The sequence below is a fragment of the Massilia horti genome (assembly GCF_004614195.1).
Taxonomy (GTDB): Bacteria; Pseudomonadota; Gammaproteobacteria; order Burkholderiales; family Burkholderiaceae_D; genus Telluria; species Telluria horti.
Genome location: NZ_SPUM01000140.1, coordinates 71,576 through 85,121 on the forward strand (window position 1 = coordinate 71,576; position 13,546 = coordinate 85,121).

General features: G+C 64.0%; 9 protein-coding genes. 1 reads left to right on the forward strand and 8 read right to left on the reverse strand.

Going from position 1 to position 13,546, the window contains the following annotated elements; translation table 11 throughout:
• Positions 1-8 precede the first annotated feature (8 nt).
• From E4O92_RS21865 to E4O92_RS21880, 4 genes are read right to left on the reverse strand one after another with little or no spacing between them, the layout of a single operon-like run.
• The gene (locus E4O92_RS21865) at positions 9-824 is read right to left on the reverse strand and encodes an MlaA family lipoprotein (RefSeq protein WP_135191784.1); all 816 of its coding nucleotides are present in this window, start codon (positions 822-824) and stop codon (positions 9-11) included.
• Positions 821-1,297: an outer membrane lipid asymmetry maintenance protein MlaD gene (gene mlaD, locus E4O92_RS21870; protein WP_135191785.1), complete on the reverse strand. Its 477-nt coding sequence runs from the start codon at positions 1,295-1,297 to the stop codon at positions 821-823. The genes E4O92_RS21865 and mlaD overlap by 4 nt, the downstream gene beginning before the upstream one ends.
• A gap of 52 nt (positions 1,298-1,349) precedes the next feature.
• Positions 1,350-2,132 (reverse strand): lipid asymmetry maintenance ABC transporter permease subunit MlaE, encoded by a 783-nt coding sequence (gene mlaE / locus E4O92_RS21875; protein WP_135191786.1) that lies wholly within the window; start codon positions 2,130-2,132, stop codon positions 1,350-1,352.
• Complete coding sequence (locus E4O92_RS21880) at positions 2,129-2,932, reverse strand: ABC transporter ATP-binding protein (protein WP_135191787.1); 804 nt, start codon at positions 2,930-2,932, stop codon at positions 2,129-2,131. Before E4O92_RS21880 ends, mlaE begins: the two co-directional genes overlap by 4 nt.
• A gap of 701 nt (positions 2,933-3,633) precedes the next feature.
• Between E4O92_RS21880 and E4O92_RS21885 the strand changes: the two genes are divergently transcribed.
• Positions 3,634-4,899, forward strand: coding sequence for an ROK family transcriptional regulator (locus tag E4O92_RS21885; protein ID WP_135191788.1), 1,266 nt, complete (start codon positions 3,634-3,636; stop codon positions 4,897-4,899).
• Positions 4,900-5,165: 266 nt separating this feature from the next.
• Here E4O92_RS21885 and E4O92_RS21890 read toward each other — a convergent pair whose 3' ends face one another.
• The 4 genes from E4O92_RS21890 to E4O92_RS21905 form a co-directional block, all read right to left on the reverse strand.
• Positions 5,166-6,629: a glutamate synthase subunit beta gene (locus E4O92_RS21890; protein WP_135191789.1), complete on the reverse strand. Its 1,464-nt coding sequence runs from the start codon at positions 6,627-6,629 to the stop codon at positions 5,166-5,168.
• A gap of 213 nt (positions 6,630-6,842) precedes the next feature.
• Positions 6,843-11,549, reverse strand: coding sequence for a glutamate synthase-related protein (locus E4O92_RS21895; protein ID WP_135191790.1), 4,707 nt, complete (start codon positions 11,547-11,549; stop codon positions 6,843-6,845).
• A 259-nt stretch (positions 11,550-11,808) separates the two neighbouring features.
• Positions 11,809-12,507 (reverse strand): transposase, encoded by a 699-nt coding sequence (locus tag E4O92_RS21900; RefSeq protein ID WP_135191791.1) that lies wholly within the window; start codon positions 12,505-12,507, stop codon positions 11,809-11,811.
• A gap of 312 nt (positions 12,508-12,819) precedes the next feature.
• Entirely contained in the window at positions 12,820-13,500 is a 681-nt protein-coding gene (locus E4O92_RS21905) for a response regulator transcription factor (RefSeq protein WP_135191792.1), read from the reverse strand.
• Positions 13,501-13,546 lie beyond the last annotated feature (46 nt).

A 13,546-nucleotide genomic window follows, 5' to 3' on the forward strand; every position in this document is an offset into this window, starting at 1 on the left:
CGGGTTAACTACTTCGAGGGCGTTTCGGCTGACGCCGGCGTCTCCGGTTGCTGCTGTGCCATGTCCTGGTCATCGTCGTCGGCATCGGCGTCATATTTCGACTTGGGCTTGCGCCGCTTCGACCTGTCGTCGTCGTACACCTTGCTCTCGCGCCGCTGCAGGTAGCCGTCGCGGATGAACTCGTAACGGTCGAGCGCCGCTTCCTCCAGCAGGTTCGAAGCGTCCAGGATCGTGGCGCGCTGGTCGACCGCACGCACGCCGATCCCGGTGTTGCGCAGCCGCGTCGGATTCGCCTCGCTCCACGGGTCGGCCCACAGGTCAGCCGGCAGAGCCGCGGTATCACGCACGGTAGATGGCCCCAGAATTGGCAACATCAAGTAGGGCCCGCTTGGCATTCCCCAATAACCCAGGGTCTGGCCGAAGTCCTCGTTGTGCTTGCTCAAGCCGGCCGGGCTGGCGATGTCCAGCAGGCCCAGCATGCCAAAGGTCGAGTTCAGGCCGAACCGCGTCAGGTCGTTCATGCCCGCCTGCCCTTTGAGCTGCATGAAATTGTTAGCGGCGCTCCACAGATCGTTCAGGTTGCCGAAAAAGTTGTTGACGCCAGTCTGCATGAACCCCGGCACGTGGTCCTTGTAGGCGGTGGCCACGGGCTTGAGCGCCACACGGTCGACATTGTCGTTAAAGGTAAATACCGTGCGGTTAAACGGTTCGAACGGGTCCTTCGGGTTCTGCGGCGTCGCGCAGCCTGCCAGCAGCAGGCCGGCAGCAACGGCCACAGCCAGGCCGCGCCCACGTCGCGCAGCCTTCGTGATACTTCCTGTCATTGCGAGCTATCCTTTCCACCCTCGGCCGCTTTGCTGTAGATGAAGCGATTGATCAGATCTTCCAGCACGGTGGCCGATTGTGTCTGGGTAATACGATCGCCATCGACCAGGTTCTGGGTGTCACCGCCCGGTTCGATGCCGACGTATTGCTCGCCCAGCAAGCCCGAAGTCAAAATCTTTAGCGAACTGTCTTTGGGGAATTTATAACGCTCCTCCAGATCGAGGCGCACGCTTGCCTGGAAATTCTTGTCGTCAAAACTGATGTTGCCCACGCGGCCAACCACCACGCCGGCGCTCTTGACCGGCGCCTGCTGCTTGAGGCCGCCGATGTTGTCGAACCTGGCGCTCACGGAATAGGTTTTGGTAAACGAGACCGCGCTCATGTTGCCGGCCTTGAGGGCCAGGAACAGCAGCGAGGCCAGTCCCAGCAGCACGAACAGGCCGACCCAGATGTCAATGGTTTTGCGATGCATAAGCTTTCCTTGATTTTGGCGGCGCGCCGGGCGCAGCCTGACTCTTTTCGAATTATTTGTTGAACATCAGGGCCGTCAGGATGAAGTCCATGCCCCATATGATCAGCGACGAAATCACCACCGTGCGCGTCGTTGCGCGCGCCACGTCGGCCGGCGTGGGCTCGGCCTCGTAGCCTTGGAACAACGCCGTGAAGGTGACCAGCACGCCGAACACGAAGGACTTGATCATGCCGTTAAGAATGTCCGCGCGCACGTCGACACCCGACTGCATCTGCGACCAGAACGCGCCCTCGTCGACCCCGATCAGTTGCACGCCGACGATGTAGCCGCCCAGCACGCCGACCGCCGAAAACACGGCCGCCAGCACCGGCATGGCGATCACGCCGGCCCAAAAGCGCGGCGCCAGCACGCGCTGCACGGGGTTGATTGCCATCATTTCCATGGCGGCCAGCTGCTCGCCCGCCTTCATCAATCCGACCTCGGCGGTGAGCGAGGTGCCGGCGCGGCCGGCGTACAGCAGCGCGGTCACCACCGGGCCCAGCTCGCGCACCAGCGACAGCGCTACCACCGTGCCGAGCTTTTGCTCGGCGCCATAGGTCGACAGCGTGTAATAGCCCTGCAGGCCGAGCACGGCGCCGACCATCAGTCCGGAAATGGCGATGATGAGCAGCGAATAGTTGCCGATAAAATGGACCTGTTCCGAAATCAGGGCCGGCCGCCGCAGCGCGCCGGGCGACAGGCCCAGCAGTTCGAAAAACGCGCGGGTTGCGTAGCCCAGGCGCGCGATGCTTTCGCGGACGAGGCGGCCGATCGCTTCCAGGAAACGCAGGATCATGCGCGGCCTCCCAGGCCCAGGTCGTCGGCCAGCGACTTGCCCGGATAGTGGAACGGCACCGGGCCATCGGGGGCGGCGTGCACGAACTGCTTCACATACGGGTCTTGCGAGGCGCGCATTTCGGCCGGCGTGCCCTCGGCCACGATCTTGCCGGCGGACAGGAAATAAACGTAGTCGGCGATCGCGAAGGTTTCGTTGACGTCGTGCGAGACCACGATCGAGGTCGAGCCCAGCGCATCGTTCAGGTTGCGGATCAGGTTGGCGGTCACGCCCATCGAAATCGGGTCCAGCCCGGCAAACGGTTCGTCGTACATGATCAGTTCGGGGTCGAGTGCGACCGCGCGCGCCAGCGCCACCCGGCGCGCCATGCCGCCGGAAATCTCGGCGGGCTTGAGTTTGTGCGCGTTGCGCAGGCCGACCGCGTTGAGCTTGAGCAGCACCAGGTCGCGGATCACCTCTTCCGGCAGGTCGGTGTGCTCGCGCAGCGGAAAAGCGACATTATCAAACACCGACAGGTCGGTGAACAGGGCGCCGAATTGGAACAGCATGCCCATCTTGCGGCGCAGGCGGTACAGGCCGTGGATGTCCAGGCTGTTGACTTCCTCACCGTTCACCTTGACCGTGCCGCGCTGGGCGCGGATCTGGCCGCCGATCAGGCGCAGCACCGTGGTCTTGCCGGAGCCCGAGCCACCCATGACAGCCACAAGCTTGCCGCGCGGAAAGTCCATGCGCAGGTTCGACAGGATGGGACGCTCTGCGTACGCGAAATACACATCGCGGATTTCGACAAGATTAGACACAGTGATGTTCGGATTGAGGGAATCCCATATTGTAGTGCAGAAACATCAATCCCCGCTTGCGGCGGCCCAATCTGTCCGGCGTAACCGCCGTGATAATACAACATTAATGAACAGTGGGTCAGATATTTCTGTTCGTAAGTACTTGTTTTTGTTCAGATATGCATGTTTCCTAATTTTGCCTATTGTACCGCAAAAAACATACATTCATGTATGGCTGGAGTGTAACGGCACTTATGCGGCACTGCAAAATGACGGGGAAAAATGAGCTTTTGCGCGCGCCAGCACGTCGTTCCCGCGAAGGCGCCCCGCAGGCGCGGCCCCATACCGCGCCGGGCTGCCGCCGAGGCCGGGGATGACGGCTAGCAGGCGGATCAGCTGCCGTCAGGCGGCGCAGTACTTCCGTACGTAGTCCCGGTACGATGGCAGGCGGCGCGCCGTCTGCTCGACCGAGCTGCTGATACTGCTCAGGAACGCGGGCAATTCAGCGTCGCCCATCAGGTCCGCGCTCTGGTGGTGTTGAAGAGGATGGTCACGCCACCAAGGACTTCGCGGCAGGCTTGCGCGGGTTCGCGCTTGAAGAAAGGAGTGGATATACTGGAAGCTTCACCGTTCGATCGGCCAACAAAATAAGCGCATCGCATATGTTGCAACCGACGGTTGGCGTTGCATAATAATCACAATTTCACCCCATTCGTCCGATCATGCCTGTCACCGGTGACCAGCAACTCCTCAAGCAACTCAATCGGATGGCGCTGGTGCGTCAAGTCAGCAACCAGCCCGGGTCCTCGCGCGCCGCGCTGGCCGAGGTGCTGGGGCTGACCAAGTCCACGGTCAGCCTGCTGGTGCGCGAACTGATGGACGAAGGCTGGCTCGCCGAAAGCGAACTGATCACCACCGGCGAGGTAGGCCGGCGCGCCACCCCGCTGCACCTGGACCCGGACCGGCTGGCCCTGCTCGGCGCCGACGTGGGCGTGGACGAAGCGCGCGTGGTCGCCACCAACCTGTTGGGCGAGGTGCTCGACACGCGCGTGGTCACCTACGACGACGTGCACGACCCGGCATCCTGCATCCGGCTGGTGGCGGTGGCGCTGATCCGCCTCGCGCGCCGGCTGGCGCGGGCCACGGGCGAAGACGGCGCGCGCCAGGTGCTGGGCGTGGGCGTCGGCCTGCATGGCGGGGTCGACGAGACGCTGGGGGTACTGAGCTACGCGCCGCACCTGGGCTGGCGCAACGTCGACGTCGCCGGCCAGATGCAGGCCCACCTGGCCGGCTCGCCGCTGGACGGACTGCCGCTGTACATGCAGAACGAGGCGAACGTGGCCGCGCTGGCCGAATTCGAATTCACCGGCCAGTCGGGCACCGACCCGCTGGTCTACCTCTCGATCGGCTACGGCGTGGGCGCGGGCGTGATCGTCAGCGACAGCCTGCTGACCGGCCTGAACGGCTTCGCCGGCGAAGTCGGCCACACGATCCTGCAGGCTGGCGGGCCGTTGTGCTCATGCGGGCGACGCGGCTGCGCCGACGCGCTGATCGGGCTGGGTTCGCTGCTGGGAAATGAAGGCCCCAGCCATGCGGCGCTGGAGCGGCTGTTCGCGCGGGTCGCCGCGGGGGAAGACGTGACCTGCACGGCCGTGGAGGCGGCGGGGCGCCAGCTTGGGGTTTTGCTCAACAACCTGTGGGCCGGCTTCGACCCGATGGCGATCGTCATCGGCGGCCCCGCGCTGCGGCTGGGCGGGATCTTGATCGAACCGGCACGGCGGGTGCTGGGCGAGTACGCGGAGGCGGCGCTGCTGGCGGCGCCAGCGATCCGCACCTCGCACTTCGGCGCGGACGCGGTGGCCGTTGGCGGTGCCGCGCTGGCGCGCTACCGGCTGACGCGGCCGCTCGACCTGCACAGCATGGCGCGGCGGGCGAACAAGCCGGCGCGCCCGCTGCATGCAAACGGCGGGCTGGGGCTGGTGTACTGAGTACTTGCCCAAGTAGGGTGCGCACCTGTGCGCACGCGGTCACCGCATGCTGACTTGCGGCTGCCGCTCCACTTCGCGGCGTTCGCGAATTTCCGAGCGTAGGGTGCGCACCTTTGCGCACGCGGTCACCGCATGCTGACTTGCGGCTGCCGCTCCACTCCGCGCCGTTCGCGAACCGCGTGCGCACAGGTGCGCACCCTACGACGGCACAAAAAAAACGCAGCGGTCTTGCGTGCCGCTGCGTTTTTTTTCGTCAAGGCGCGTGATCAGCGCGGCAGTACCGAGGAACCCATCAGGAATTCGTCCACTGCCCGTGCGCATTGGCGGCCTTCGCGGATCGCCCACACGACCAATGACTGGCCGCGGCGTATGTCGCCTGCGGCGAACACCTTCGGCGCCGAGGTCTGGTACGCATGCTCGCCGTCGGTGGCGGCGCGGGCGTTGCCGCGCGCATCCTTTTGCACGCCGAACGCGTCCAGCACCTGCTGCACCGGAGACACGAAGCCCATCGCCAGCAGCACCAGGTCGGCCTTCATCTCGAATTCCGAGCCCGGCACTTCCGCCATCTTGCCGTCCTTCCACTCAACGCGGCAGGCGATCAGCTTCTCGACCTTGCCGTTCTTGCCTTCGAAGCGCTTGGTGGCCACCGCCCAGTCGCGCTCGCAGCCTTCCTCATGCGAGGACGAGGTGCGCAGGCGGGTCGGCCAGTACGGCCAGACCAGCGGCTTGTTCTCCTCGCCGGGAGGCTGCGGCATCAGCTCGAACTGGGTGATCGAGGCAGCGCCGTGGCGGTTGGAGGTACCCACGCAGTCCGAACCGGTGTCGCCGCCGCCGATCACGACCACGTTCTTGCCGGTGGCCTTGATCTGCTCCTTGACCTTGTCGCCGGCGTTGGCGCGGTTTTGCTGCGGCAAGAAGTCCATCGCGAAATGCACGCCCTTGAGCTCGCGGCCCGGGACGGGCAGGTCGCGCGGCTGCTCGGCGCCGCCGGCCAGCACGATCGCGTCGAATTCGCCGTTCAGGTCTTCTGGGAAGATCGTCTCGCGTGCCATGTTGCTGACGCTGGCCGGGAAGTCCTTGCCGATCAGCACGCTGGTGCGGAACGTGACGCCCTCGGCCTGCATCTGCTCGATGCGGCGGTCGATGTGGACCTTTTCCATCTTGAAGTCGGGGATGCCGTAGCGCAGCAGGCCGCCGATGCGGTCGCTCTTTTCGAACACCGTCACGTCGTGGCCGGCGCGCGCGAGCTGCTGGGCTGCCGCCAGTCCCGCGGGCCCGGAGCCGATGATCGCGACCTTCTTGCCGGTCTTGACGGCCGCCGGTTGCGGCACGACCCAGCCGTGTTCCCAGGCGGCGTCGATGATCTTGCGCTCGATCGATTTGATGCCGACCGCTTCGCTGTTGATGTTCAGCGTGCACGCCGCCTCGCATGGAGCTGGGCAGATGCGGCCGGTGAACTCCGGGAAGTTGTTGGTCGAGTGCAGGTTGTCGATCGCGGCACGGTAGTTGCCGTGATAAACCAGATCGTTCCAGTCGGGGATCTGGTTGTTCACTGGGCAGCCCGTGTTGCAGAACGGGATGCCGCAATCCATGCAGCGCGCGCCCTGCAGCTTGGCCTGGGCGTCCGAGAGGGTCAGCGTGAATTCCTTGTAGTTCTTGACACGCTGGGCAGGATCGAGATGGTCCTCTTCCTGCCGTTGAAATTCCATGAAGCCAGTGATTTTACCCACGTGTTTGGTCCTTTTTGTCGATTCCGCGGCGGCTCAAGATTGGGCCTGCTGCGGTGAACCGTCGCTCCCGCGAAGGCGGGAGCCCATGCTGAGTTTGCTGTCAGGCTGCCTTTGTGATTTCTGAGCCTCTGCATGGATCCCCGCCTGCGCGGGGATGACGTTCTAACGCTATTTAAACGTGCAAACGCTTGCTGCTGTCCGCTTGCTTTTGGTTTAAGCCGCCAGCTCGATCTTGTCGTTGGCTTCTTCCATGCTGCTGTTGTGCATTTCCTCCAGCGCACGCTTGTAGTCCGTCGGGAACACCTTGACGAACTTGCTGCGGCTGTTGGCCCAGTCGTCGAGCAGGTTGCGGGCGCGGGTGCTGCCGGTGTGCTTGAAGTGGCGCTCGATCAGCCGCTTCAGGATCGCCTCGTCCGACTCGCGCTCGGCGCCACGGCTTTGGGCGTGCCAGGCCGAAACGTCGGTCTGCTCGTGCTGGGCCAGCACCGGCTCCAAGTTGACCATCGACGTGTTGCACCTCTTCTCGAAGTCGCCCTTCGGGTCGTAGACATACGCCACGCCGCCCGACATGCCCGCCGCGAAGTTGCGGCCGGTATCGCCCAGCACCACCACGGTGCCGCCGGTCATGTATTCGCAACCGTGGTCGCCCAGGCCCTCGACAACGGCCGTCGCGCCCGAGTTGCGCACGGCGAAGCGCTCGCCGGCCACGCCGTTGATGAAGGCTTCGCCCGCAATCGCGCCGTACAGCACGGTGTTGCCGACGATGATGTTGTCCACCGCCCAGCCGCGGAACTCGGTGTTCGGGCGCACGATGATGCGCCCGCCCGACATGCCCTTGCCGACGTAGTCGTTGCCTTCTCCGACCAGGTCGATCGTGATGCCATGTGCGAGGAACGCGCCGGCCGATTGGCCCGCGGTGCCCTGCAACTGGATGTGGATCGTATCGTTCGGCAGGCCGGCATGGCCGTAGCGCTTGGCCACTTCGCCCGACAGCATGGCGCCGACCGTGCGGTTGACGTTCTTGACCGGCGAGATGAACGACACGCGGTCGCCCTTCTCCAGCGCGGCCTTGGCCTGCGCGATCAGCTTATGATCGAGCGCCTTGTCCAGGCCGTGGTCCTGGGCGTCGCTGTGGTAGATCTGGTGCGGCGCGTCGGTCTTCGGCTGGTAGAAGATGGCCGAAAAGTCCAGGCCCTGTGCCTTCCAGTGCCGAACCGCGCGGGACTTGTCGAGCAGGTCCGAGCGGCCGATCAACTCGTCATAGGTGCGGATGCCCAGCTGCGCCATGATCTGACGCGCCTCTTCCGCGACGAAGAAGAAGTAGTTGACCACGTGTTCGGGCTTGCCCTGGAATTTGGCGCGCAGGACCGGGTCCTGGGTCGCCACGCCCACCGGGCAGGTGTTCAGGTGGCACTTGCGCATCATGATGCAGCCCTCGACCACCAGCGGCGCGGTGGCGAAGCCGATTTCATCGGCGCCCAGCATGGCCGCGATCACGACGTCGCGGCCAGTCTTCATCTGGCCGTCGGCCTGCACCCGGATGCGGCTGCGCAGACCGTTGAGCACCAGCGTCTGCTGGGTTTCGGCCAGGCCCAGCTCCCACGGCGTGCCGGCGTGCTTGACCGACGACAGCGGCGAGGCGCCGGTGCCGCCATCGGTGCCGGCCACCACCACGTGGTCGGCCTTGGCCTTGGAAACGCCCGCAGCCACGGTGCCGATGCCCACTTCCGACACCAGCTTGACCGAGATCGACGCGCTCGGGTTCACGTTCTTGAGGTCGTGGATCAGCTGCGCCAGGTCCTCGATCGAATAGATGTCGTGGTGCGGCGGCGGCGAGATCAGGCCCACGCCCGGCACCGAGAAGCGCAGCGACGCGATGTATTCCGAGACCTTATGGCCCGGCAGCTGGCCGCCCTCGCCCGGCTTGGCGCCCTGCGCCATCTTGATCTGGATCTGGTCGGCCGAGTTCAGGTACTCGGCGGTGACGCCGAAGCGGCCCGACGCGACCTGCTTGATCTTCGAGCGCAGCGAGTCGCCTTCCTGCAGCGGGAAGTCGGTCACCACGCGGTCCTTGCCCAGCACCGAGGCCAGGGTCTCGCCCTTGGTGATCTTGATGCCCTTGAACTCGTTCTGGTAGCGCACCGGATCCTCGCCGCCTTCGCCGGTGTTGCTCTTGCCGCCGATGCGGTTCATCGCCACGGCCAGCGTGGTGTGCGCCTCGGTCGAGATCGAGCCCATCGACATCGCGCCGGTGGCGAAGCGCTTGACGATCTCCTTGGCCGGTTCGACCTCGTCGATCGGGATCGCCTTCATTGGATCGATCCTGAACTCGAACAGGCCGCGCAGCGTCAGGTGGCGGCGGCTCTGGTCGTTGATGATCTGCGCGTACTCCTTGTAGGTCGAGAAGTTGTTGGCGCGGGTCGAGTGCTGCAGCTTGGCGATCGCGTCCGGCGTCCACACGTGGTCCTCGCCGCGCACGCGGTACGCGTATTCGCCGCCCGCATCGAGCGCACCGGCCAGCACCGGATCGTCGCCGAACGCCAGATGGTGCAGGCGCAGCGCCTCCTCGGCCACTTCGAACAGGCCGATGCCTTCCACCGTCGACGAGGTGCCGCGGAAGTACTTGTCGACCAGCGACTTGTTCAGGCCGACCGCTTCGAAAATCTGCGCGCCGCAGTACGACATGTAGGTGGAGATGCCCATCTTCGACATCACCTTCATCAGGCCCTTGCCGACCGCCTTGATGTAGTTGGCGATCGCCTTCTCGGACGACATTTCGTGCGGCAGGTTGTGCGCCAGCTCGACCAGCGTCTCCAGCGCCAGGTACGGGTGCACGCCTTCCGCGCCGTAGCCGGCCAGGAGGGCGAAGTGATGGGTCTCGCGCGCCGAACCGGTTTCGACCACCAGGCCAGTGGAAGCGCGCAGGCCGCGCTGCACCAGGTGCTGGTGGATGGTCGAGGTGGCCAGGAGCGCGGGAATCGCGACCTGGTCGGCGTTCAAATTACGGTCCGACAGGATCAGGATGTTGTGGCCGGACTTGACCGCGTCCACCGCTTCCGCGGCCAGCGACGCGAGCGATGCCTCGATGCCTTCCTTGCCCCAAGCGACCGGATAGCAGATGTTCAGCTCATACGACTTGAACTTGCCGCCGGTGTGGCCGCTGATGCCGCGCAGGCGCGCCATGTCGTCAAAACCCAGGATCGGCTGCGACACTTCGAGGCGCATCGGCGGGTTCACGTTGTTCGTGTCGAGCAGGTTCGGCTTGGGGCCGATGAACGACACCAACGACATCACCATCGCTTCGCGGATCGGGTCGATCGGCGGGTTGGTCACCTGCGCGAACAGCTGCTTGAAGTAGTTATACAGCGGCTTGAGCTTGTTCGACATCACCGCCAGCGGCGAGTCGTTACCCATCGAGCCCACGGCCTCCTCGCCCAGCACGGCCATCGGCGCCATCAGGAACTTCAGGTCCTCCTGGGTGTAGCCGAACGCCTGCTGGCGGTCGATCAGGGGCACCGCCGGCTTTTCGCCCTGCGCCGGGCCGCTCTTGGCCTGGCTGTCGGGCAGCTTCAGTTCGTTCAGCTTGATGCGCACCGACTTGATCCAGGCCTTGTACGGCTTGGCGTTGGCGTAGGTGTCCTTGAGCTCCTTGTCGTCGATGATGCGGCCGGCTTCCAGGTCGATCAGGAACATCTTCCCGGGCTGCAGGCGCCACTTCTTGACGATCTTCGACTCCGGGATCGGCAGCACGCCCGATTCGGACGCCATCACGACCAGGTCGTCCTCGGTGATCACATAGCGCGCCGGGCGCAGGCCATTGCGGTCGAGGGTGCCGCCGATGTGGCGGCCGTCGGTGAAGGCCATCGCGGCCGGGCCGTCCCACGGCTCCATCATCGCGGCGTGGTATTCGTAGAAGGCGCGGCGGTTGTCGTCCATCGACGTGTGGTTCTCCCACGCCTCCGGAATCATCATCATCATCGCCTGCGCGATCGGGTAGCCGGCCATCAGCAGCAGCTCGAGCGCGTTGTCGAAGCAGGCGGTGTCGGACTGGCCTTCGTAAATCAGCGGGAACAGCTTGGACAGGTCATCGCCCAGCACCGCCGACTTCATCACGCCTTCGCGCGCGCGGGTCCAGTTGAAGTTGCCCTTGACGGTGTTGATCTCGCCGTTGTGCGCGATCAGGCGGTACGGGTGGGCCAGCGGCCACTCGGGGAAGGTGTTGGTGGAGAAGCGCTGGTGCACCAGCGCCAGCGCCGAAATGCAGCGCGGATCCTGCAGGTCCTTGTAATAGACGCCCACCTGGTCGGCCAGCAGCAGGCCCTTGTACACGATGGTACGGGCCGACATCGACGGCACGAAGAACTCCTTGCCGTGGATGAGCTTCAAAGCCTGGATCGCGTGGCCGGACGACTTGCGGATCACGTACAGCTTGCGCTCGAGGGCGTCGGTGACCATCACGTCCGGGCCGCGGCCGATGAAGATCTGGCGGATCACCGGCTCCTTGGCCTTGACGGTCGGCGACATCGGCATGGTCTCGTCGACCGGCACATTGCGCCAGCCGAGCACCACCTGGCCCTCGGCGCGCACGGCGCGCTCGATCTCCTGCTCGCAGGCAATGCGCGAGGCATTCTCCTTCGGCAAGAACACCATGCCCACGCCGTACTCGCCCGGCGGGGGCAGCTCGACGCCCTGCTTGGCCATTTCGTCGCGGAAATACTGATCCGGAATCTGGATCAGGATACCTGCGCCATCGCCCATCAGCGGGTCGGCGCCGACGGCGCCCCGGTGATCCAGGTTCTTCAGGATCAGCAGGCCCTGCTCGATGATGGAATGACTCTTGTTGCCCTTGATATGGGCGATGAAGCCGACGCCGCAGGCGTCATGTTCATTGGCGGGATCGTACAAACCTTGGGCAATCATCAGGTGCTCTCCACAGCTTTTTCGGGGGTCGGAGGCCGAGAATAGTGCAACGCAACAGAAAGTTCAACAGAAATAATTAGGGTCAGAGTCGAATTATTTGGCAACTTTTTGTTCAGTCAAATAATTGGGGACAGAGTCAATTCGGCTATGCGTGCCAGGTAGATGGCGGATAAAACCACAGGGGGCGCGCGTTGCTGGAGATAAAAAAAGAGGCAGCCGGCCCAGTGGCCGCTGCCTCTCCCTGTTGCGTTTTCGCCAATCAGGCCGCTTGGGGCACCTTGAACGGCCTGCCGCGCTTGGCTGGCAGCACCTGGCGCTGGGTCTTGCGCTCGAGTTCGGCCTTGAAGCTGTGGCTGCCGAGTGGCTGGCCCTTCAGCACGGCCTTGTTGATCGCATCAAGTTCCTCGCTGGACAGTCCCTGCTGCACCAGATCCATGTAGGCCGCCTCGCGCTGGAACGGGGTGTTGCCGAGCGACCAATACAACAGATGGTCGGTCACCAGCGGATCGACGCGCCCCCCGGCGTGGTGGGCGTAACTCGACCAGGGATAGTCAAGCGGGCTGGCAACGAGCTGAGCGCGCACCGGATTGAGCTCGATATAGCGGCTGCACGTAAGGAAATATCGCTCCGAATCGACCAACGACGTCCGGAAGCGCCCCTGGAACAAGCCCCCGGTGCGCTCGTACTTGCTATTAAACCAGGGCACATAGAAGCGCCCGAGCTTTTGCATCATCTGCGCCAGCCCTTCATCGTCGCTGGGCGTGGCCAGCAGATGCAGATGGTTCGGCATCAGCACATAGGCATGGATCGCCACGCTGTAAAAACGCGAGCTTTCCTTTAGCCAAGCGAGGAAACGCTGATAGTCCTCCTCGTCGCGGAAGATCACCCGGCGGTCATTACCTCGCTGAATGATATGGTGCGGCTGGTGAGGCAGGACGAGACGGGGATGGCGGGCCATAGATGCTAGGAAAGAGTTTAAGCGGAGATTCTAGCGCACAAATACCACTCTGTCCCCAATTAATCTCAAACATCGCGCAAACCGGCTTGACTCTGTCCCCATTTAAACGTGGGGTCAGACCCCCATTATCAAGCAACTAATTTCCCAATAATTTGACTCTGACCCTGCGGCTAGTTTTTAGGCAACTATTACCCCGCAATTAGGGTCTGACCCCACTTGCGGTGTGGAAACGGCGCCATGAGAAATAGAAACGGGGGTCAGACCCTCATTATTGAGCAACTAGTTGCTGAATAATTTGACTCTGACCCCACTTCAGGCGAGGGTGAAGCCGGCGGAGAGGCTGTAGCCTTCGCCGTAAGCGCTGCGTAGCGGCAGATCCTGGCCCAGGCCGGCGCGCGCTTTCTTGCGCAGCCGGTATACCAGCATGTCGACTCGCCGGCTGGCATCAGGGTCGTCGCCGCCCATGCCCGCCACGATCACTTGCCGTGGAACTGGCCGGGTGTTGATGGTCAGTAGGTGCAGGAAGTTGCATTCCTTTTCGGTGAGGTCGATCACCTTGCCCATCAGTTCAAGCTGGCGCGCGCTCACGCGCAGCGTCCATTTGCTCGGTACCGGCGCCGGTTCTTGCGGCCGTACGCGGCGGTCGAGCGCTTCGATGTGCGCGGCCAGTTCGGGGAACTTGATCGGTTTGGTCAGGTAATGGTCGGCGCCCAGGCGCAGCCCCAGAATGCGGTTGTCGAAGGCTACCCGTCCCGTCAGCACCAGCAGCCCGATTTCGGGGTAGAGCTGGCGCATGCGCGGGATGACGTTGAAGCCGTCTTCGTCGGGCAGCCCCAGGTCGAGCACGACCACCGCCGCCGGCGTGCGCGTGAGCGCGGCCCACATTTCGCTGGCCGTGGTGGCTATCGTTACTTCGTGGTTGAGTTCCCGCAGGAAGTCGGCCATGTCGCCGGCATATGCGCCGTTGTCTTCAACAATCAGTATCTGCGTCATGGGTTGACCGTTTTTGTCATTTTGTTTCACCCGCGGGTTGCCTTGA